Genomic DNA, 19,594 nt, shown 5'->3' with positions numbered 1-19,594 from the left:
GAGGGCCCTCCGCCTACAGCTTCATCAGGTTGCTGTCGTCGACCGAGGCGGTGTGCCTGGTCCGGAAGATGCTCACGATGATGGCGAGGCCGACCACGACCTCGGCCGCCGCGACCACCATGGTGAAGAACGCGATGATCTGGCCGTCCAGGTTGCCGTGCATCCGGGAGAAGGTCACCAGCGCCAGGTTCGAGGCGTTGAGCATCAGCTCGACGCACATGAACAGCACGATCGCGTTCCGCCGGATCAGCACACCGGACGCGCCGATGGTGAACAACAGGGCCGAGAGGTAGAGGTAGTTGACCGGGTTCACGCCTCGTCCTCCTTCTTCTTCTCCTTCGTCGGCACCGTCTCCAGCGCGGCGCGCTGCTCGGGCGTCGCCGGGCGGGCGGAGGACGGGCGGCCCAGCCACTCGGCGGTGGAATCCTCCAGCTCCGCCATCCGCTGCAGCATCTCCTGGCTGACGTCGCGGATCTGGCCGCGCTCGCGCAGGGTGCCCATCACCGAGTCCTCGGCGACGGTGCCGTCGGGCAGCAGGCCGGGGACGTCGACGGCGTTGTGCCGGGCGTAGACGCCGGGCGCGGGCATCGGCGGCACCTGCAGGTTGTCCTTGACCCGCTGGGAGGCCAGCTCGCGCTGGGTCTTCGGCTTCTGCACGTACTCGCGGTGGGTCAGCACCATGGCGCCGATCGCCGCGGTGATCAGCAGTGCGCCGGTGACCTCGAAGGCCCAGACGTACTTGGTGAAGATCAGCCGGGCCAGGCCCGGCACGTTGCCCTCGGCGTTGGCCGCCGACAGGCCGGTGAAGTCCCGCAGCTTGGCGTTGGCCAGGCCCGCGATCAGCAGCACGCCGAAGCCGAGCCCGCAGAGCACCGCGGCGAACCGCTGGCCCTTGAGCTGCTCCTTCAGCGAGTCCGCGCTGGTGACGCCGACCAGCATGACCACGAACAGGAAGAGCATCATGATCGCGCCGGTGTAGACGACGATCTGCACCACGCCCAGGAACACCGCGCCCTGGGCCATGTAGCAGACCGCGAGCGCCAGCATCGTCGCCGCCAGGCAGAGCGCGCTGTGCACCGCCTTCTTCATCAGCAGCATGCCGAGCGCACCGCCGACGGCGATCACCGCGAGGACCCAGAACTGGACGGCCTCTCCGGTGGAGGTCATGGCTGCACCTCCTTCTCGTCCTGGTGCCGCTCCTGCTGCACGGTGCCGGGCGCGGCCTGGGTGATCTCGCCCCGGTAGTAGGCCTGTTCGTCGGCCCCGGGGTAGATGGCGTGCGGGCTGTCGACCATGCCCTCGGTGAGGCCGACCAGCAGCTGCTCCTTGGTGAAGATCAGGTCGGCCCGGGTGGAGTCGGCGAGCTCGTACTCGTTGGTCATGGTGAGCGCGCGGGTCGGGCAGGCCTCGATGCAGAGCCCGCAGAGGATGCAGCGGGCGTAGTTGATCTGGTAGACCGCGCCGTACCGCTCGCCGGGCGAGTAGCGCTCGTCGTCCCGGTTGTCGGCGCCCTCGACGTAGATGGCGTCGGCCGGGCAGGCCCAGGCGCACAGCTCGCAGCCGACGCACTTCTCCAGGCCGTCCGGGTGCCGGTTCAGCTGGTGGCGGCCGTGGAAGCGCGGCGCGGTGGGCTTCTTCTGCTCCGGGTACTGCTCGGTGAGCCGCTTCTTGAACATGGCCCGGAAGGTCACGCCGAAGCCGGCGGCCGGGCCGAGGATCGACGGCCGGGCTGTCGTGTCGTGCCCCGAGGTGTCGTCGGACGGCATGTCGGCTCAGCTCCCTTCGGTGTGGTCGGCCCCGTTGAGGGCGTCCTGGAGTTGCGGGGCGCGGCGCCGACGGCGCGGCACCGGCGGGAGTTCCTGGCCGGGCAGCGGCGGCACCGGATAGCCGCCGGCCATGGGGTCGAACGCGGCGGGCGGGGCGGGCTTCGCCTCGGCGGGCTTCTTCCGCAGCAGGTCCCAGACCAGGGCGAGCAGGAGGACGGCGGCGATCGGTGCGCCGACCCATAGCACCACCTGGGCGAAGTCGTAGCCCTCGTTGCGCAGGGCCCGGACGCTGGCCACCATCACCAGCCAGACCAGCGAGACGGGGATGAGGATCTTCCAGCCGAGCTTCATGAACTGGTCGTAGCGCAGCCGGGGCAGCGTTCCGCGGAGCCAGATGAAGAAGAACAGCAGCAGCTGGATCTTGATGATGATCCAGAGCATCGGCCACCAGCCGTGGTTGGCGCCCTCCCAGAACGCGGAGATCGGCCAGGGGGCGCGCCAGCCGCCCAGGAAGAGGGTGGAGGCGACGGCCGAGACGGTCACCATGTTGACGTACTCGGCGAGCATGAACATCGCGAACTTCAGCGAGGAGTACTCGGTGTTGAAGCCGCCGACCAGCTCGCCCTCGGCCTCCGGGAGGTCGAACGGCGCCCGGTTGGTCTCGCCGACCATCGCGATGATGTAGACGATGAACGAGACCGGCAGCAGCACCGCGAACCAGGTCGGCTGCTGGGAGGCGACGATCTCCGAGGTGGACATCGAGCCCGAGTAGATGAAGACCGCGGCGAAGGACAGGCCCATCGCGATCTCGTAGCTGATCATCTGGGCGGAGGAGCGGATGCCGCCGAGCAGCGGGTACGTCGATCCGGAGGACCAGCCGGCCAGCACGATGCCGTAGATGCCGACGGAGGCGGTCGCCAGGATGTAGAGCACGGCGATCGGCAGGTCGGTGAGCTGCAGCGGGGTGCGGGTGCCGAAGATCGACACCTGGTCGTCGGCCGGGCCGAAGGGGATCACCGCGAAGGCCATGAACGCCGGGATGGCGCTGACGATCGGCGCGAGGATGTAGACCACCTTGTCGGCCCCGGTGACGACCAGGTCCTCCTTGAGGGCCAGCTTGATGCCGTCGGCGAGCGACTGCAGCATGCCCCAGGGGCCGTGCCGGTTGGGGCCGATGCGCAGCTGCATCCAGGCGACGACCTTGCGCTCCCAGACGATGGCGATCAGCACCGTGAGGACGAGGAAGGCGAAGACGAAGACCGCCTTGAGCAGCACCAGCCACCAGGGGTCGCGGCCGAAGAAGGCGAGCGTGTCGTAGGCGGCGAGCAGCTGGGGGGCAGCGAGGTTGTGCATCACGCCTCCTGAGCCGGTGCGATGGTGACCAGGTGGCCGACGGTGGTGCCGAGGGCGCGCTGGGCGCCGCCCGGGGTGGAGTTGAGGGGCAGCCAGACGGTGCGGTCGGGCATGTCCTGGGTGATCTCCAGCGGCAGCACCACGGAGCCGGCCGGGCCGGTGACCCGCAGTGCGGCGGTGGCGCCGATCTCGGCGGCGGTGACCGGGGAGATCCGGGCGACGACCGGGTGCCTGGTGCCGGCGAGGTGCTCGTCGCCGGTCTGGAGGGTGCCGTTGTCGAGGAGCATCCGGTGGCCGGCGAGGACGGCCTGGCCGGTGGCGGGACGGGGCAGCGGCGCGGGGTGCGCGGCGGGGGCGGCCGGCCGGTCGCCCGTCCACGGGGTGAAGCGGTCGAGTTCGCGGCGGGCGGCGGTGACGTCCGGCAGGCCGAGCGGGCGGTCGAGGGCGTCGGCGAGCATGTGCAGGACCCGTACGTCGGAGTGCAGGTGGCGCTGCATCAGCTGGTCGGCCTTGAGCGCGGGCTCGAACATCCGGACCCGGCCCTCCCAGTCGAGGAAGGTGCCGGCCTTCTCGGCGACCGCGGCGACCGGCAGCACCACGTCGGCGTGCGCGGTGACGGCGGAGGGCCGCAGCTCCAGCGAGACGACGAAGGCGGCGCGGGTGAGCGCCTCCTCGGCGAGTGCCGGGTCGGGCAGGTCGTCGGTGTCGACGCCGCCGACCAGCAGGGCGTCCAGGTCGCCGGCGGCGGTGGCGGCCAGGATCTGGTCGGTGTCGCGGCCGAGCCGGGACGGCAGGTCGGGCACGCCCCAGGCGGCGGCGGCCTCGGCGCGGGCGGCGAGCACGGTGACCGGGCGGCCGCCGGGCAGCAGGCCGGGCAGGGCGCCGGCCTCGACGGCGCCGCGTTCGCCGGCGCGCCGCGGGACCCAGGCGAGTGCGGCGCCGGTGGCGTGGGCGAGCCGCAGGGCGGCGGTGAGGCCGCCTGCGACGGCGGCGAGCCGTTCGCCGACCAGGATCACCGAGCCGGGCGAGCGCAGCGCGTCGGCGGCGCGGCCGGCGTCGTCGGCGAGCACCTCGTCGCCGGCGAGGGCGGCGAGCCACTCGGCCTCGGTGCCGGGGGCGGCGGGCAGCAGGGCGCCGCGGAGCTTGGTGAGGCCGCGGGTGGCGTGCGAGGCGATCGCGTAGATGCGCTGGCCGTTGCCGCGGACGGCCTTGCGGAGCCGCAGGAAGACGATCGGCGACTCCTCCTCGGGCTCGAGGCCGGCGAGCAGGACGGCCGGGGCGTTCTCCAGTTGCTCGTAGGTGGTGCCGGTGCCGTCGAGGTCGGTGCCGCGGCCGGCGACGGCGGCGGCCAGGAAGTCCGCCTCCTCGCTGCTGTGCCGGCGGGCCCGGAAGTCGACGTCGTTGGTGCCGAGCACCAGGCGGGCGAACTTGCCGTAGGCGTAGGCGTCCTCGACGGTGACCCGGCCGCCGGCGAGTACGCCGGTGCGGGCGCCGCGCAGGCCCTCGGCGGCCCTGGCGAGGGCCTCGGGCCAGGAGGCGGGGGCGAGTTCGCCGTCCTCGCCGCGGACCAGCGGGGTGGCGAGGCGGTCGCGCAGCTGGGCGTAGCGGAAGGCGAAGCGGCCCTTGTCGCAGCTCCATTCCTCGTTGACCTGCGGGTCGTCGCCGGCGAGGCGGCGCATGACCTTCCCGCGGCGGTGGTCGGTGCGCAGCGAGCAGCCGGAGGAGCAGTGTTCGCAGACGCTGGGTGAGGAGACCAGGTCGAAGGGGCGGGAGCGGAAGCGGTAGGCGGCGGAGGTGAGGGCGCCGACCGGGCAGATCTGGATGGTGTTGCCGGAGAAGTAGGAGTGGAAGTCGTCGCCCTCGCCGGTGCCGACCTGCTGGAGGGCGCCGCGTTCGACGAGGTCGATGAAGGGGTCTCCGGCGATCTGCTGGGAGAAGCGGGTGCAGCGGGCGCACAGCACGCAGCGTTCGCGGTCGAGCAGGACCTGGGTGGAGATCGGGACGGGCTTGGGGTAGGTGCGCTTGACGCCGTCGAAGCGGGTGTCGGCGTCACCGGTGGACATGGCCTGGTTCTGCAGGGGGCATTCGCCGCCCTTGTCGCAGACCGGGCAGTCCAGCGGGTGGTTGATGAGCAGCAGTTCCATGACGCCGCGCTGGGCCTTCTCGGCGACCGGGGAGCTCAGCTGGGTGCGGACGACCATGCCCTCGGCGACGGGGATCGTGCAGGAGGCGACCGGCTTGCGCTGGCCCTCGATCTCGACGATGCACTGGCGGCAGGCGCCGGCCGGGTCGAGCAGCGGGTGGTCGCAGAACCGCGGGATCTGGGTGCCGATCTGCTCGGCGGCACGGATGACCAGGGTGCCCTTGGGGACCTGGACCTCGACGCCGTCGATGGTGAGCGTGACGAGGTCGGTGGATCCCGCGGCGGAGCCGCTGTTCGTCGGAGTGGTGACGGTCACGCGTGCACCTCCCTCTCGGTGGCGGACTCGTTGGCGTGGGGCCGCCCGGCCCAGACGGTGGAGGCGGCGGGGTCGAGCGGGCAGCGCCGCTCGGTGAGGTGCTGCTCGTACTCCTCGCGGAAGTACTGGAGCGAGGAGACGATGGGGCTGGCCGCGCCGTCGCCGAGGGCGCAGAAGGACTTGCCGTTGATGTTGTCGGCGATGTCGAGGAGCTTCTCCAGGTCGCCGGTCTCGCCCTGGCCGGCCTCGATCCGCTTGAGGAGCTGGACGAGCCAGTAGGTGCCCTCGCGGCAGGGGGTGCACTTGCCGCAGGACTCGTGGGCGTAGAACTCCGTCCAGCGGGTGACGGCGCGGACGACGCAGGTGGTCTCGTCGAAGACCTGGAGGGCCTTGGTGCCGAGCATGGAGCCGGCGGCGCCGACGCCCTCGTAGTCGAGCGGGACGTCGAGGTGCTGGTCGGTGAACATCGGGGTGGAGGAGCCGCCCGGGGTCCAGAACTTGAGGTGGTGGCCGGCCCGGATGCCGCCGCTGATCTCCAGCAGCTGGCGCAGGGTGATGCCGAGCGGGGCCTCGTACTGGCCGGGGTTGGTGACGTGGCCGGACAGCGAGTAGAGGGTGAAGCCGGGGGACTTCTCGGTGCCGAGGCTCTTGAACCAGTCCTTGCCGCGGCTGAGGATCGGCGGCACGGAGGCGATCGACTCGACGTTGTTGACGACGGTCGGGCAGGCGTAGAGGCCGGCGATGGCGGGGAACGGCGGGCGGAGCCTGGGCTGGCCGCGGCGGCCCTCCAGGGAGTCGAGGAGGGCGGTCTCCTCGCCGCAGATGTAGGCGCCGGCGCCGGCGTGGACGGTGATGTCCAGGTCGATGCCGGAGCCGAGGATGTCCTTGCCGAGGTAGCCGGCCTCGTAGGCCTCGGCGACGGCGGCCTGCAGCCGGCGCAGCACCGGGACGACCTCGCCGCGCAGGTAGACGAACGCGTGGTTGCAGCGGATCGCGTAGGACGCGATGACCATGCCCTCGATGAGGGAGTGCGGGTTGGCGAAGAGCAGCGGGATGTCCTTGCAGGTGCCCGGCTCGGACTCGTCGGCGTTGACCACCAGGTAGTGCGGCTTGCCGTCGTTCTGCGGGATGAACTGCCACTTCATGCCGGTGGGGAAGCCCGCGCCGCCGCGGCCGCGCAGGCCTGCGTCCTTGACGAGGGCGATGACCTCGTCGGGCGGCATGGCGAGGGCGCTGCGCAGGCCGGCGTAGCCGTCGTGGCGCAGGTAGGTCTCCAGCGTCCAGGGGCGTTCGTCGTCCCAGCTGGCGGAGAGGACCGGCGAGAGGAGCTTCTCGGCCGGTTCGGCGGAGGTCATCACGCTTCGGTCCCTTCGTGCCGGGGGGCGACCACCTTGGTGCCGGGGGTGCCGGGGAGGGCCTCGCCCTTGGCGAGCTTGAGGCCCGCGAGGGAGGGGGTGCCGCCGGCGCCGGACTCGTCGACGGCGCCGGGGCGCTCGTCGGGGAAGCCGGCGAGGATGCGGGCGGTCTCCTTGAAGGAGCAGAGCTTGGCGCCGCGGGTGGGGCGGACCTCCCGGCCGGCGCGCAGGTCGTCGACGAGCTGCCTGGCGCTCTCGGGGGTCTGGTTGTCGAAGAACTCCCAGTTGACCATCACCACGGGGGCGTAGTCGCAGGCGGCGTTGCACTCGATGTGCTCGATGGAGATCGCGCCGTCGTCGGTGGTCTGGTTGTTCTCGATGCCGAGGTGCTGCTTGAGCTCGTCGAAGATCTGGTCGCCGCCGAGGACGGCGCACAGGGTGTTGGTGCAGACGCCGACGTGGTAGTCGCCGGCGGGCCGGCGCCGGTACATGGTGTAGAAGGTGGCGACGGCGGTGACCTCGGCGGTGGTGAGGTCGAGCTGTTCGGCGCAGAAGCGGATGCCGGTCGGGGTGACGCAGCCCTCCTCGGCCTGGACGAGGTGGAGCAGCGGGAGCAGGGCGGAGCGGGCGACCGGGTAGCGGCCGATGAGTTCGCGGGCGTCGGCGGCGAGCCGCTCGTGGACGTCCTGCGGGTACGGCTTGGCCGGCAGTGCCGGGAGCCCGAGTTCGACGTTGGTCACCGGTCCACGCCTCCCATCACCGGGTCGATCCCGGCCACTGCGACGATGACGTCGGCGACCTGGCCGCCCTCGCACATCGCCGCCATCGTCTGCAGGTTGGTGAACGAGGGGTCGCGGAAGTGGACCCGGTAGGGCCGGGTGCCGCCGTCGCTGACCACGTGCACCCCGAGTTCGCCCTTGGCCGATTCGACGGCCGCGTAGGCCTGGCCGACGGGCACCCGGAAGCCCTCGGTGACCAGCTTGAAGTGGTGGATCAGGGCCTCCATGGAGGTGCCCATGATCTTCCGGATGTGGTCGAGGGAGTTGCCCATGCCGTCGGGGCCGACGGCGAGTTGGGCGGGCCAGGCGATCTTCTTGTCGCCGACCATGACCGGGCCGGGCTTCAGCCGGTCGAGGCACTGCTCGACGATCCGCAGGGACTGCTTCATCTCGTCCAGGCGGATCAGGAAGCGGCCGTAGGAGTCGGCGGTGTCGGCGGTGGAGACCTCGAAGTCGTAGTTCTCGTAGCCGCAGTACGGGTCGGTCTTGCGCAGGTCGTGCGGCAGGCCGGTGGCGCGCAGGATCGGGCCGGTGGCGCCGAGGGCGAGGCAGCCGGCGAGGTCGAGGTGGCCGACGTCGACCAGGCGGGCCTTGAACACCGGGTTGGTGGTGGCGAGTTTGTCGTACTCGTGCATCCGGGAGCGGAACAGCTGGACCGCTTCGCGGATCTTGTCGACGGCGCCGGGCGGGAGGTCCTGGGCGAGGCCGCCGGGGCGGACGTAGGCGTGGTTCATCCGCAGGCCGGTGACCAGCTCGAAGACGTCCAGGATGAGTTCGCGGTCGCGGAAACCGTAGATCATCAGCGTGGTGGAGCCGATCTCCATGCCGCCGGTGGCGAGCGCCACGAGGTGCGAGGAGATGCGGTTGAGCTCCATCATGAGAACGCGGATGACGGTGGCCCGCTCGGGGACGTCCGCGGTGATGCCGAGGAGCTTCTCGACGGCCAGGCAGTAGGCGGTCTCGTTGAACAGCGGCGTCAGGTAGTCCATGCGGGTCACGAAGGTGGTGCCCTGGACCCAGGTCCTGAACTCCATGTTCTTCTCGATGCCGGTGTGGAGGTAGCCGATGCCGCAGCGGGCCTCCTTCACCGTCTCGCCGTCGATCTCCAGGATGAGCCGGAGCACGCCGTGGGTGGACGGGTGCTGGGGGCCCATGTTGACGATGATCCGCTCGTCGTCGGCGCGGGCGACGGCGTCGACGACCTCGCCCCAGTCGCCGCCGGTGACGGTGAAGACCCGTCCCTCGGTGGTCTCGCGGGAGCCCGCCTCTTCGTAGTGAGTGGTCATCAGCTGTACGACCTCCGCTGGTCGGGCGCCGGGATCTGGGCGCCCTTGTACTCGACGGGGATGCCGCCGAGCGGGTAGTCCTTGCGCTGCGGGTGGCCCAGCCAGTCGTCCGGCATCATGATCCGGGTGAGGGCGGGGTGGCCGTCGAAGACCAGGCCGAAGAAGTCGTAGGTCTCGCGCTCGTGCCAGTCGTTGGTCGGGTAGACGCTGACGACGGACGGGATGTGCGGGTCGGTGTCCGGGGCGGTGACCTCCAGCCGGATCAGCCGGGTGTGGGTGATCGACCGCAGGTGGTAGACGGCGTGCAGCTCGCGGCCCTTGTCGGCCGGGTAGTGGACGCCGCTCACGCCGAGGCAGAGCTCGAAGCGCAGCGCCGGGTCGTCGCGCAGGGTGCGGACGGTCTGCAGGAGGTGCTCGCGGGCGACGTGGAAGGTGAGTTCGCCGCGGTCGACGACGGTCTTCTCGATCACGTCGGCGACGTCGAGGCCCTGCTCCTCGAGGGCGCCCTCGAGTTCGTCGGCCACCTCGTCGAACCAGCCGCCGTAGGGGCGGGTGCTGGCCGGGGGCAGGGCGACGGGGCGGGTGAGGCCGCCGAAGCCGGAGGTGTCGCCGGTGTCCTGGGCGCCGAACATGCCCTGGCGCTTGCCGATCACCTCGACGGGGATCTCCTTGCGGGTGGCGGGGAGGCCGTTCTGCTCGCTCATCGCAGCAGCCCCCGCATCTCGCTGACCGGGGTGGCGTGCAGGGCGACCTGCTCGGCCTGCTCCTCGGCACGGCGGCGGTTCACGCCGAGCTTCTCGTGCTGGATCTTCTCGTGCAGCTTGAGGATCGCGTCCATCAGCATCTCCGGGCGGGGCGGACAGCCCGGCAGGTAGATGTCGACGGGGACGATGTGGTCCACGCCCTGGACGATCGCGTAGTTGTTGAACATGCCGCCGGAGGAGGCGCACACGCCCATCGAGATGACCCACTTCGGGTTGGCCATCTGGTCGTAGACCTGCCGCAGGACCGGGGCCATCTTCTGGCTGACCCGGCCGGCCACGATCATCAGGTCGGCCTGCCGCGGGGAGCCGCGGAACACCTCCATGCCGAACCGGGCCAGGTCGTAGCGGCCGGCGCCGGTCGTCATCATCTCGATCGCGCAGCAGGCCAGGCCGAAGGTGGCGGGGAAGAGCGACGCCTTCCGCACCCACCCAGCGGCGGTCTCCACGCTGGTGAGCAGAAAGCCGCTCGGCAGCTTCTCCTCGATACCCATCAGATCCCTCTCAATGCCCTCAAGTCCGGTGGCTTGTCCGCCCGTTCACAAAGTCAGCGGTCAGTCCCACTCCAGACCGCCGCGGCGCCAGACGTAGGCGTACGCAACAAAGACGGTGGCGATGAACAGGAGCATCTCGACCAGCCCGAAGATCCCCAGGGCGTCGAAGCTGACCGCCCACGGGTAGAGGAAGACGATCTCGATGTCGAAGACGATGAAGAGCATCGCCGTCAGGTAGTACTTGATCGGGAACCGCCCGCCGCCCACCGGCTGCGGGGTCGGCTCGATACCGCACTCGTACGCCTCCAACTTGGCCCGGTTGTAGCGCTTCGGGCCGGTGAGCGAGGCCATCACGACGGAACCGACCGCGAACGCCGCCGCGATGGCACCGAGTACGAGGATCGGCGCGTAGGCATTCATAGCCCCCGCTCCCTCCGTCCAGTCGTCCTTGACTGCAGATAGGAACTGCCGGGTCACGCTGGGGTGATCCGGTGATCCGGACCATGAGATCAACTCCATGTGAGGCAGTTCACAAAGCCAGGATCGAGCGCATCCTATGCCCGTCGGCTTGTGATCTGCGACACGCGGTTCTGAACGATCTTTGTGATCTGCGCCACCTGACAAACGATCACCAAGGTGATCAAGCCACGCCTTAACCACCCGATGAAGGCAAATGGTCACAAACAGTCGCATTCACTTCTGAAGCGACTGGTCAGAGCCTTGTGCCTATATCAATCATGCTGCGGCCATCGCAAATTTCGGAGCACTCCATCAGGCGTGATATAGGTCCTCACCCGCCCGGGTGCGACGCCGTTGCAGCCGATTGACCTTTCCTTCACAAGCTCACGAACACGGCTCCCGGGGCCGGCCGCCTCCCGGGCCGCCGCACCCGTTCAGCGGCCGGCCGCCCACCGGGCGGGCCGCGAACCTTGATCCATGCCCCTCCCCCTCTACGGCGTGGCCATCGGCACCTTCCAGGCCTTCACCAGGGACCCTTCGCACGACTTCGGCCACTGGTACCACGGCCATCCGACCCTGGCGACGCCCGAAGGCCCGTACCGCGCGGCCCTGGACGTGGACTCGCCGAGCGACAACGGCGTCGCCCACCGGGTGGTGGACGGCCTGACCACCGCCGACATCGCCGCCGTCCGCGCACTGGCCGACGGCTTCCACCCGCTGGCCTCCACCCCGGCCTCCGGGCCGCTCGACTACGTCCGCAGCCCGGTGCTGCAGGACGTCACCTGGCTCGCCCCGCTCGCCGCCCTGGTCCGCCGGCTGCGGCTGCTGCTGAAGCGCCCCGCGGTGGGCGCCGCCGCCTTCGGCCCTGGCCTCGCCGACCGGCTGGCCGACCTGCTGCCGGTGCGGGCCTTCCCCCGGGTCGGCAGCAACGGCGACAACGCCCTCGACGTCCTCCGGCCGCACCTGCAGGCCGCGAGCCGGATCTACGTCTTCGGCCGGCGCTTCGACACCGGCCCCGGCGTCCACGACGTCCACCGGAACCAGGGCGACCCGTACGGCAGCCAGTGGTGGGACGACAACGGGCCCTGGCAGGACGGCGCGGTGGTCTGCGAGCACCCCACCGGGTCGGTGCTGGTCAGGCAGATCAAGTTCGACACCCAGGTCCTCACCACCGACGAGGACGGCCACCCCCGCTGACGCCCTGCCGGACCCCGGCCCCGCTCCCGTACGGTGGAGGCCCGCCCGTCCGACGCCGCACAGGAGCCGCCACCGTGGAGACCCGCAGCTGGGAGAGCATCGACCGCCTGGTGGGCTGGCTGGACGGCGCGAGCAGCCTGCCCTCCGGGGAGGAGCGGCTGCTGCGCGTCCTCAAGCTGTCCGAGGAGGTCGGCGAGGTCGGACAGGCGGTGATAGGGGCGCTCGGGCAGAACCCGCGCAAGGGCGTCACCCACAGCTGGGAGGACGTCCAGGCCGAACTGTGCGACGTGGTGGTCAGTGCCCTGGTCGCCCTGCGCACCCTCACCCCGGACGCCCGGGCCGTCTTCGAGGACCGCCTCGCCCGCATCGAGGCCCGCTCCCTGGCCGCCCACCGGGAACGCTGACGGGTTGCCCGGTGCCTTCGGCTACTGGCTGCCGCCGAGGCGGAAGGACGTGCGGCCGAAGCCGACCTGGTCGCCCGGGCGGACCCGTACCGGGCCGGTCACCCGGCGGCCGTTGACGAACGTGCCGTTGGCCGAGCCGAGGTCGTACAGCACCCAGCCGCCGTCCTGGTAGCGCAGCTCCGCATGGGTGCGGGAGACGGTGGAGTCCGACAGCCGCAGGCCGCTGCCGTGGTTGCGGCCGATCCGCAGCGGCTCGGGGCCCGGCTGCGGCAGGCCGAGTTCGGGCAGCTGCTGGTTGCGCCAGGTGCGCCGCAGCCGGACGTGGAAGGCGGAGACCCCGCCGACGGCGCGCAGCACGAAGCGGCCGACCGGTCCGCCGCCCGGCAGACCGGCGAGCGCCTCGTCGATCTCGGCGCGGGTACGGGCGACGAGGACGAGCTCCATCCGCCGCATGAAGGTGTCGTGGGACAGCCGTCCGTTGCCGACCCCGTCGCGCAGCACTCCGAGCGCCCGCTCGCGGTCGGCCTCGGACGGCCGGGCCACCTCTGCCCCGAACTCTGCTGACGCCATGGAAGGGATTGTCCGGCCAGCCGAACTTCCCTGTCCAGCGGCGCCGTGCGGACGGGCCGTCAGGCCCTCGGCGCGACCTTGGCGAGGCCGTTGATGATGCGGTCCATCGCGTCGCCGCCCTGCGGGTCGGTGAGGTTGGCGAGCAGCTTGAGCAGGAACTTCATCAGGATCGGGTGGGTGAGGCCGCGTTCGGCCGCGGTCTGCATGATCTTCGGGTTGCCGAGCAGCTTCACGAAGGCGCGGCCCATCGAGTAGTAGCCGCCGTAGACGTCCTTGAGGATCTGCGGGTAGCGCTGCAGGGCGCGCTCCCGACCGGCGTCGGTGACCCGGGCCAGCGCCTGGACGATGACTCCGGCGGCGATCTGGCCGGACTCCATGGCGTAGGCGATGCCCTCGCCGTTGAACGGGTTGACCATGCCGGCGGCGTCGCCGACCAGCAGCAGGCCCCGGGTGTAGTGCGGCTGCCGGTTGAAGGCCATCGGCAGGGCAGCACCGCGGATCGGGTCGGTCATGTTCTCCGGGGTGTAGCCCCACTCCTCGGGCATGCTGGCACACCAGCTCTTCAGCACCTCGCGCCAGTTGAGGTCGCCGAAGGCGGGCGAGGAGTCGAGGATGCCGAGGCCGACGTTGCTGGTGCCGTCGCCCATGCCGAAGATCCAGCCGTAGCCGGGCAGCAGCTTGCGCTGGCCGTGCCGGGTGTCCCAGAGCTCCAGCCAGGACTCCAGGTAGTCGTCGTCGTGCCGCGGCGAGGTGAAGTACGTGCGGTAGGCGACGCCCATCGGGCGGTCCTCCCTGCGGTGCAGGCCCATCGCGACCGACAGCCGGGTGGAGTTGCCGTCGGCGGCGACGACCAGCGGGGCGCGGAAGACGACCGGCCGCTTCTCGTCGCCGAGCTTCGCGGTGACACCGGTGATCCGGCCGCTGCGCTCGTCCAGCACGGGCCCGGTGACGTTGCAGTTCTCGTACAGCCGGGCGCCGGCCTTGGAGGCCTGACGGGCCAGCAGCTCGTCGAAGTCGGCGCGCTTGCGGACGAGGCCGTAGTCCGGGAAGGCGGACAGCTCGGGCCAGTCGAGCTCCAGGCGGACGCCGCCGCCGATGATCCGCAGGCCCTTGTTGTGCAGCCAGCCGTTCTCGGTGGAGACGTCGATGCCCATGTCGACCAGCTGCTTGGTGGCGCGCGGGGTCAGGCCGTCGCCGCAGACCTTCTCCCGGGGGAACTCGGTCTTCTCCAGCAGCAGGACGTCCAGGCCGGCCTGCGCCAGGTAGTACGCGGTGGTGGAACCCGCGGGGCCGGCGCCGACCACGATGACGTCAGCGGTGCTCTCGACGGGGCCGCTCAGGTCGATGGCGGTCTCGGACACAGGGGCACACTCCTGCACTGGAACGGCGGACGGCTGGGCCGGGCTGGCCCCGACTGAGTCTAGGGCGTGTCTCGTGGATCGGGCCGGACCAGGGTGCCGGGGCACGCGGGCCCGGCCCGATCCACAAGACGCGCCCCCGTCAGGGCTTATGCGCGGAAACCGCGGTGCAGCGCCACGATGCCGCCGGTGAGGTTGCGCCAGGCGACCTTCGCCCAGCCGGCCTGCTGCAGCTTGGCGGCGAGTTCGGGCTGGTCCGGCCAGGAGCGGATCGACTCGGCGAGGTAGACGTACGCGTCGGGGTTGCTGCTGACCGCGGTGGCGACCGGCGGCAGGGCGCGCATCAGGTACTCGGTGTAGACCGTGCGGAACGGCGTCCAGGTCGGGGTGGAGAACTCGCAGATGACGATCTTTCCGCCGGGCTTGGTGACACGGTGCATCTCGCGCAGCGCGGCGTCGGTGTCCTGCACGTTGCGCAGGGCGAAGGAGATCGTGACGGCGTCGAAGGTGGCGTCGGCGAAGGGCAGCTTCGTCGCGTCGCCGGCGGTCATCGCCAGCTCGGGGTGGCGCTGCTTGCCCTCGGCGAGCATGCCGGTGGAGAAGTCGCAGGGCACGACCTTGGCGCCGGCCTCGGCGAAGGGCAGCGAGGAGGTGCCGGTGCCCGCGCCCAGGTCGAGGACGAGCTGGCCCGGCTCGGCCGCGACCGCGTCGGCGACCGCCCGCCGCCAGGCGCGCGCCTGGCCGAGGGAGAGCACGTCGTTGGTGCGGTCGTACTTGGCCGCGACGTCGTCGAACATGGCGGCGACTTCGTGGGGCTGCTTGTCCAGAGAGGCTCGGGTCACGCCCCCATTGTTCACCCTGGGTCGGACGCTGCGGGACACGGGTGCACCTCGGGGTGGCGCGGCCCGCCCGCAGCCGGATGCTTCGCGGCAGAACCGCCGGGCGCATCGGGTGCCCCCGCGCGCCCCTGGGCGGCTGCCCGGGTGCCCTTCTAGGACTGCCTGCGGCGGCCGCCCCTGCGGCGGCGGCGGGAGCGCTTGCCGTGGGTGAGGGCGGGCATGCCCTCGGCGGCCAGCACCATGGTGGTCCGCACCCCGCCGTGCCCGGTGCGGGCGGGCCGGGTGCGGCGGTCGCGCAGGATGCGGGCCAGGCACAGGCCGAGGAAGAGCAGGGCGATCGGGACGCTGGTGCGGGCGAGGGTGATGCCGACCGGCTGCGGGTAGCGGTTGCCGCAGACCCGGACGGCGCCCGGGTCGTCGGCGGCGTGCTCCAGGCAGACGGTGTCGCCGAGCCCGGCGCCCTCGGGCAGCCACAGGTCGGCGGCGGTGAGGCGGCGGCCCTCGGCGGTGTAGCCGACCTCGCTGTAGGAGCCGCTGCCGCCGGGGAGCTGGGTGACGGTGCCCTGGACGCGGACGGGGTTGGCGGTGATCCGGTCCGCCTGGTCGGCCTGGCGCCAGCCGAGCAGGCACATGCCGAGGGCGAGCACGGCGCTCAGCACCGCCCCGAGGTACCAGCCGCGGCCGAGCCGGGGGGCTGGCTGGCGGGGGGCGGTGGCGGGTCGCATCGGTCCTTGTCCTGGCGGCCGGGGCCCGGTCGGGGCCCGGTGGTGAGGGACGCACCCCGGGGCCGTCCCGAGCAGCCGTCCCTGAGTGGCTGTCCGGGATCGTAGCCGCTGGCGGTGCCTCAGGTCACGGCAGGATGTGTGCGGTTTGTACGACCTTTTGCGGCGTCAGCCGGGGAGAGTGCGCCCGGCGGCCGGCGAGGGGCCGTCAGCGGCCGCGGTAGAGCAGCCGTCCGCCGAGCACGGTGGCCAGGCAGCAGCCCGCGCCGGCCTGCTCCAGGGCGGCCCGCGAGGCGGCGTCGAAGACCGCGAAGTCGGCCGGGCCGCCGGCCCGCAGCGGGCGGTGCACGGCCCGGGCGAGGCGGCGCCCGGCCAGCGGGTCGAGGCCGCCCTCGGCGCCGTCGCCGGGCACGGCCGTGAGCCCGGAGCGGGCCACCGCCGTCCGCACGGCCGGGTGTTCGAACGGGCCGGCGACGGCGGTCGTGCCGTGGCCGAGCATCCGCTGCAGGCCGCGCCGGGCGGAGCCGCCGAGTGCGTCCTCGGGCACCTCGACGGCCAGCGGCCGGTCGCCGAGCTCCTCGCGCGGGTCGGGGTGGTAGAGCCGCTCCAGCAGCCACGCCCCGTACGGGTTGAGCAGGCCGGGCACCAGCAGCCCCGGCCATTCCCGCAGGCGGGCGGAGGTGCCGGGCCGCTCGGCGTACGGGCCGAGCCAGGCGACCCGGGCACCGTCGACGAGCACCGCGCCGTCGGGTACGGCCTGCGCCGCCGGGTCGGCCGGGTCGGCGAGGAGCAGCGCGGCGCGGTGCAGCGTCAGCATCGGTGCGCGGTCAGTTCGCCGAGAGGATCTTCAGCTCCGGGTGGGCGGTGCCGCCCTCGATGGCGGTGGAGGCGATGTGCGAGGCGATCCGCGGGTCGACCGGGTCGTTCGCCGGGTCGTCGAGGACGCGCAGGTGCTCGTAGGTGGTGGAGCGCTGTGCGGGGGTGCGGCCGGCGGCCCGGATCAGGTGGATCAGCTCGGTGAGGTTGGAGCGGTGCTTGGCGCCGGCCGCGGAGACGACGTTCTCCTCCAGCATCACGGAGCCCAGGTCGTCGGCGCCGTAGTGCAGCGACAGCTGGCCGGCCTCCTTGCCGGTGGTCAGCCAGGAGCCCTGGATGTGGGCGACGTTGTCGAGGAACAGGCGGGCGACGGCGATCATCCGCAGGTACTCGAAGACGGTGGCCTGGGTCCGGCCCTTCAGGTGGTTGTTCTGCGGCTGGTAGGTGTACGGGATGAAGGCCCGGAAGCCGCCGGTGCGGTCCTGCACGTCGCGGATCATCCGCAGGTGCTCGATGCGCTCGGCGTTGGTCTCGCCGGTGCCCATCAGCATGGTGGAGGTGGACTCGACGCCGAGGCCGTGCGCGACCTCCATGATCTCCAGCCAGCGCTCGCCGGACTCCTTGAGCGGGGCGATCGCCTTGCGAGGCCGCTCGGGCAGCAGCTCGGCGCCGGCGCCGGCGAAGGAGTCCAGGCCCGCCCGGTGGATGCGGGTGATGGCCTCCTCGACGGTGACCCCGGAGATCCGGGCCATGTGCTCGACCTCGGAGGCGCCCAGCGAGTGGATCACCAGCTGCGGGAACTCCGCCTTGATCGCGGAGAACGCGCGCTCGTAGTACTCCACGCCGTAGTCCGGGTGGTGGCCGCCCTGGAACATGATCTGGGTGCCGCCCAGCTCGACCGTCTCGGCGCAGCGGCGGAGGATCTCGTCGAGGTCGCGGGACCAGCCCTTGTCGCTCTTGGGCGGCACGTAGAACGCGCAGAACTTGCACGCCGTCACACAGACGTTGGTGTAGTTGATGTTCCGCTCGATGATGTACGTGGCGATGTGCTCGACGCCCGCGTAGCGGCGGCGGCGCACCGCGTCGGCGGCCGAGCCGAGAGCGTGCAGCGGCGCGGAGCGGTACAGCTCCAGCGCCTCCTCGGGGGTGATCCGGCCGCCGGCGGCCGCACGGTCGAGGACGGCCTGCAGGTCGGCGGCGGGGGAGTCGAGGGTCTGCTCGGACACCTGGCGGGCCTACTTTCTTTCCAACGGCGGGGCCGGTGGGCGGCGGGGCGCCCCCGGACGGGCGGAGCACCCGGACGGCAGGACCGAACCAGCCTACGCCAGGGCTTTTCGCCGCCCCGTCACCCCTGCTTGGCGAGATCCCCGGAGGGGTCCATGCCGAGTGCTGCGCCGCTCACCTCCATGTGCAGCAGCCGGTTCCCGGCCGGGTTGTAGGTCTGCTTCTCGGGCTGGCCGGTGCACTTGGGGTCGGTGCCGACCGGGCGCTCCTGGAGTTCGATCCGGTCGGCGGAGGCGGTGAGCAGGGTGAGCTCCCCGCGGCAGACGGTGTCGCTGAAGGCCGAGGCGTTGCTGGTACGCCCGACGACCTGGCCGACCCGGCCCGCGGTGAACTCCACCCGGAAGGTGCTGGGCAGGCCGCCGACCCGGGTGGTGATGGTGCCCTGCCAGCTGCCGAGGTAGCCGGCCGGGAGGGTGTCGGTCGATCCGGCGCTGCTCGGTGCCGTACCGGTCGGCCCGCCGCTGCCCGGCCCGCTGCCGCCTGAGGAGCCGGGGGCCGAGGCCCAGCCGGACGGGAGGGTGGTTCTGGCGTCCTGGCTGCTCCCCCGGTCGTCGGACTGGCGCAGCACCTGCCACAGTCCGCCGCCGGCGGCGAGGACGGCCAGCACGGCGAGCGGCACCGCCCAGCGGGCGCGGGACCGGGTGCGGCGCGGAGCGGGCCGGTCGAGCTCGGTCGGGGTGCGGTCGTGCGGCATCGGCGGGGCGGCCGCGGGTGCGGGCGTACCGGCCGGGGTGCCTGCGGGTGGTGGCGGGGCGGTCGGGTGCGGCGGGGCGGCGGCTTCGGCGTCCGGGCCGTGGGCCTCCAGGTCGAGGAGTTCGACGGCGGTGCGGGCCACGGCGGCGGAGACGGCGGGCGGCAGCCAGTCGCCGCCCGCGGGGACGGCCCCGGGGGCGAGCAGGGCCCGCAGCTCGGCCGGGGTGGGCCGGTCGGCGGCGTGCTTGGCGAGGCAGGCACGGACGGCGTCGTGCAGCGGGCCGGTGATCCCGTCGAGGGCGGGCTCCTCGTGGAGCACCCGGTAGAGCAGGACGGCGGCGCTGACGCCCTCGCCGAAGGGGGCGGTGCCGGTGGCGGCGAAGGCGAGGACGGCGCCGAGCGAGAAGACGTCCCCGGCGGGCCCGGCCGGTTCGCCGGAAGCCTGCTCGGGCGAGAGGTAGCCGGGCGAGCCGACGACGTAGCCGGAGCGGGTGAGGGCGGTGGCGGCGTCCAGGGCGCGGGCGATGCCGAAGTCGATCAGGCGCGGCCCGTCGAGGGCGAGCAGCACGTTGGAGGGTTTGACGTCCCGGTGCACGAGGCCGAGGCCGTGCACCTGCTCCAGGGCCTCGGCGAGCGCCGAGCCGAGGGTGTGGACGGCGGGGACGGGCAGCGGGCCGTGCCGCCGGACGGCGGCGTCGAGCGAGGGCCCGGCGACGTAGCCGCTGGCCACCCAGGGCTGGTCGCCCTCGGTGTCGGCGTCCAGCACGGGGGCCGTCCAGCGGCCGCCGACCAGGCGCGCGGCGGCGACCTCCTGGCGGAACCGGGCCCGGAACTCGGGGTCGTCGGCGAGTTCGCCGCGCACCACCTTGACCGCGACCGTCCGGCCGCCGGCGGTGCGGCCGAGGTAGACGCGGCCCATGCCGCCTGCGCCGAGCCGGCGCAGCAGCCGGTACGCGCCGACCCGTGCCGGGTCCGCCCCGCTCAGTGGTTCCATCGCCC

20 protein-coding genes are annotated in these 19,594 nt (G+C 72.3%); 2 read left to right on the top strand and 18 right to left on the bottom strand.

Annotated elements, in window-relative coordinates; translation table 11 throughout:
- Positions 1–13 precede the first annotated feature (13 nt).
- From nuoK to ACQ614_RS20785, 11 genes are read right to left on the bottom strand one after another with little or no spacing between them, the layout of a single operon-like run.
- A complete protein-coding gene (gene nuoK / locus ACQ614_RS20835; RefSeq protein ID WP_030268988.1) occupies positions 14–313 on the bottom strand; it encodes an NADH-quinone oxidoreductase subunit NuoK in 300 nt (99 codons plus the stop codon).
- Positions 310–1,167 (bottom strand): NADH-quinone oxidoreductase subunit J, encoded by an 858-nt coding sequence (locus tag ACQ614_RS20830; protein WP_431680013.1) that lies wholly within the window; start codon positions 1,165–1,167, stop codon positions 310–312. Before ACQ614_RS20830 ends, nuoK begins: the two co-directional genes overlap by 4 nt.
- On the bottom strand, positions 1,164–1,766 hold the full coding sequence (gene nuoI / locus ACQ614_RS20825) for an NADH-quinone oxidoreductase subunit NuoI (RefSeq protein ID WP_431680012.1): 603 nt from the start codon (positions 1,764–1,766) through the stop codon (positions 1,164–1,166). The genes ACQ614_RS20830 and nuoI overlap by 4 nt, the downstream gene beginning before the upstream one ends.
- 6 nt (positions 1,767–1,772) lie before the next feature.
- On the bottom strand, positions 1,773–3,119 hold the full coding sequence (nuoH, locus tag ACQ614_RS20820) for an NADH-quinone oxidoreductase subunit NuoH (RefSeq protein WP_431680011.1): 1,347 nt from the start codon (positions 3,117–3,119) through the stop codon (positions 1,773–1,775).
- On the bottom strand, positions 3,119–5,578 hold the full coding sequence (locus ACQ614_RS20815) for an NADH-quinone oxidoreductase subunit G (protein WP_431680010.1): 2,460 nt from the start codon (positions 5,576–5,578) through the stop codon (positions 3,119–3,121). The genes nuoH and ACQ614_RS20815 overlap by 1 nt, the downstream gene beginning before the upstream one ends.
- Entirely contained in the window at positions 5,575–6,933 is a 1,359-nt protein-coding gene (nuoF, locus tag ACQ614_RS20810; protein WP_431680009.1) for an NADH-quinone oxidoreductase subunit NuoF, read from the bottom strand. Before nuoF ends, ACQ614_RS20815 begins: the two co-directional genes overlap by 4 nt.
- Entirely contained in the window at positions 6,933–7,673 is a 741-nt protein-coding gene (gene nuoE / locus ACQ614_RS20805; RefSeq protein ID WP_431680008.1) for an NADH-quinone oxidoreductase subunit NuoE, read from the bottom strand. The genes nuoF and nuoE overlap by 1 nt, the downstream gene beginning before the upstream one ends.
- Positions 7,670–8,998: an NADH-quinone oxidoreductase subunit D gene (locus tag ACQ614_RS20800; RefSeq protein ID WP_431680007.1), complete on the bottom strand. Its 1,329-nt coding sequence runs from the start codon at positions 8,996–8,998 to the stop codon at positions 7,670–7,672. Before ACQ614_RS20800 ends, nuoE begins: the two co-directional genes overlap by 4 nt.
- Positions 8,998–9,702, bottom strand: a complete 705-nt coding sequence (locus ACQ614_RS20795) for an NADH-quinone oxidoreductase subunit C (RefSeq protein WP_431680006.1) — start codon at positions 9,700–9,702, stop codon at positions 8,998–9,000. The genes ACQ614_RS20800 and ACQ614_RS20795 overlap by 1 nt, the downstream gene beginning before the upstream one ends.
- Positions 9,699–10,253 (bottom strand): NuoB/complex I 20 kDa subunit family protein, encoded by a 555-nt coding sequence (locus ACQ614_RS20790; RefSeq protein WP_431680005.1) that lies wholly within the window; start codon positions 10,251–10,253, stop codon positions 9,699–9,701. Before ACQ614_RS20790 ends, ACQ614_RS20795 begins: the two co-directional genes overlap by 4 nt.
- Positions 10,254–10,313: 60 nt before the next feature.
- Positions 10,314–10,673 carry an NADH-quinone oxidoreductase subunit A gene (locus ACQ614_RS20785; protein ID WP_014137597.1) on the bottom strand — a complete coding sequence of 120 codons (360 nt, stop codon included), beginning with the start codon at positions 10,671–10,673 and terminating at the stop codon, positions 10,314–10,316.
- A gap of 516 nt (positions 10,674–11,189) precedes the next feature.
- Here ACQ614_RS20785 and ACQ614_RS20780 point away from each other — a divergent pair.
- Positions 11,190–11,909: a DUF2278 family protein gene (locus ACQ614_RS20780; RefSeq protein WP_431680004.1), complete on the top strand. Its 720-nt coding sequence runs from the start codon at positions 11,190–11,192 to the stop codon at positions 11,907–11,909.
- A 74-nt stretch (positions 11,910–11,983) separates the two neighbouring features.
- On the top strand, positions 11,984–12,313 hold the full coding sequence (locus ACQ614_RS20775) for a MazG-like family protein (protein ID WP_431680003.1): 330 nt from the start codon (positions 11,984–11,986) through the stop codon (positions 12,311–12,313).
- Between the two features lie 21 nt (positions 12,314–12,334).
- On the opposite strand, the gene ACQ614_RS20770 is transcribed toward ACQ614_RS20775, so the two are convergent.
- From ACQ614_RS20770 to ACQ614_RS20740, 7 genes are all read right to left on the bottom strand, one after another.
- Positions 12,335–12,883, bottom strand: coding sequence for an FHA domain-containing protein (locus ACQ614_RS20770; RefSeq protein WP_431680002.1), 549 nt, complete (start codon positions 12,881–12,883; stop codon positions 12,335–12,337).
- Between the two features lie 59 nt (positions 12,884–12,942).
- On the bottom strand, positions 12,943–14,223 hold the full coding sequence (locus ACQ614_RS20765; protein WP_431683975.1) for a geranylgeranyl reductase family protein: 1,281 nt from the start codon (positions 14,221–14,223) through the stop codon (positions 12,943–12,945).
- A 167-nt stretch (positions 14,224–14,390) separates the two neighbouring features.
- Positions 14,391–15,083: a demethylmenaquinone methyltransferase gene (locus tag ACQ614_RS20760; RefSeq protein WP_363488798.1), complete on the bottom strand. Its 693-nt coding sequence runs from the start codon at positions 15,081–15,083 to the stop codon at positions 14,391–14,393.
- Between the two features lie 149 nt (positions 15,084–15,232).
- Complete coding sequence (locus ACQ614_RS20755; RefSeq protein WP_431680001.1) at positions 15,233–15,805, bottom strand: hypothetical protein; 573 nt, start codon at positions 15,803–15,805, stop codon at positions 15,233–15,235.
- Between the two features lie 205 nt (positions 15,806–16,010).
- Positions 16,011–16,619, bottom strand: a complete 609-nt coding sequence (locus ACQ614_RS20750) for a hypothetical protein (RefSeq protein ID WP_431680000.1) — start codon at positions 16,617–16,619, stop codon at positions 16,011–16,013.
- Between the two features lie 10 nt (positions 16,620–16,629).
- Positions 16,630–17,844 carry a cyclic dehypoxanthinyl futalosine synthase gene (mqnC, locus tag ACQ614_RS20745; protein WP_431679999.1) on the bottom strand — a complete coding sequence of 405 codons (1,215 nt, stop codon included), beginning with the start codon at positions 17,842–17,844 and terminating at the stop codon, positions 16,630–16,632.
- A 119-nt stretch (positions 17,845–17,963) separates the two neighbouring features.
- Positions 17,964–19,589 (bottom strand): serine/threonine-protein kinase, encoded by a 1,626-nt coding sequence (locus ACQ614_RS20740; RefSeq protein WP_431679998.1) that lies wholly within the window; start codon positions 19,587–19,589, stop codon positions 17,964–17,966.
- Positions 19,590–19,594: the final 5 nt, after the last annotated feature.

The organism is Kitasatospora dryopteridis (genome assembly GCF_050749075.1).
Classification (GTDB): Bacteria; Actinomycetota; Actinomycetes; order Streptomycetales; family Streptomycetaceae; genus Kitasatospora.
The sequence above is the reverse complement of the archived record's forward strand: the minus strand, read 5'-3'. Positions and strand labels throughout refer to the sequence as shown.

Excerpts from the sequence above, each read along its gene's own strand:
- ACQ614_RS20800 (WP_431680007.1), bottom strand. The coding sequence starts at position 8,998 with ATGACCACTCACTACGAAGAGGCGGGCTCCCGCGAGACCACCGAGGGA.
- ACQ614_RS20785 (WP_014137597.1), bottom strand. The coding sequence starts at position 10,673 with ATGAATGCCTACGCGCCGATCCTCGTACTCGGTGCCATCGCGGCGGCG.
- ACQ614_RS20740 (WP_431679998.1), bottom strand. The coding sequence starts at position 19,589 with ATGGAACCACTGAGCGGGGCGGACCCGGCACGGGTCGGCGCGTACCGG.
- nuoI (WP_431680012.1), bottom strand. The coding sequence starts at position 1,766 with ATGCCGTCCGACGACACCTCGGGGCACGACACGACAGCCCGGCCGTCG.
- nuoH (WP_431680011.1), bottom strand. The coding sequence starts at position 3,119 with ATGCACAACCTCGCTGCCCCCCAGCTGCTCGCCGCCTACGACACGCTC.
- ACQ614_RS20750 (WP_431680000.1), bottom strand. The coding sequence starts at position 16,619 with ATGCTGACGCTGCACCGCGCCGCGCTGCTCCTCGCCGACCCGGCCGAC.
- ACQ614_RS20770 (WP_431680002.1), bottom strand. The coding sequence starts at position 12,883 with ATGGCGTCAGCAGAGTTCGGGGCAGAGGTGGCCCGGCCGTCCGAGGCC.
- ACQ614_RS20780 (WP_431680004.1), top strand. The coding sequence starts at position 11,190 with ATGCCCCTCCCCCTCTACGGCGTGGCCATCGGCACCTTCCAGGCCTTC.
- ACQ614_RS20830 (WP_431680013.1), bottom strand. The coding sequence starts at position 1,167 with ATGACCTCCACCGGAGAGGCCGTCCAGTTCTGGGTCCTCGCGGTGATC.
- ACQ614_RS20795 (WP_431680006.1), bottom strand. The coding sequence starts at position 9,702 with ATGAGCGAGCAGAACGGCCTCCCCGCCACCCGCAAGGAGATCCCCGTC.
- nuoF (WP_431680009.1), bottom strand. The coding sequence starts at position 6,933 with ATGACCTCCGCCGAACCGGCCGAGAAGCTCCTCTCGCCGGTCCTCTCC.
- ACQ614_RS20790 (WP_431680005.1), bottom strand. The coding sequence starts at position 10,253 with ATGGGTATCGAGGAGAAGCTGCCGAGCGGCTTTCTGCTCACCAGCGTG.
- ACQ614_RS20755 (WP_431680001.1), bottom strand. The coding sequence starts at position 15,805 with ATGCGACCCGCCACCGCCCCCCGCCAGCCAGCCCCCCGGCTCGGCCGC.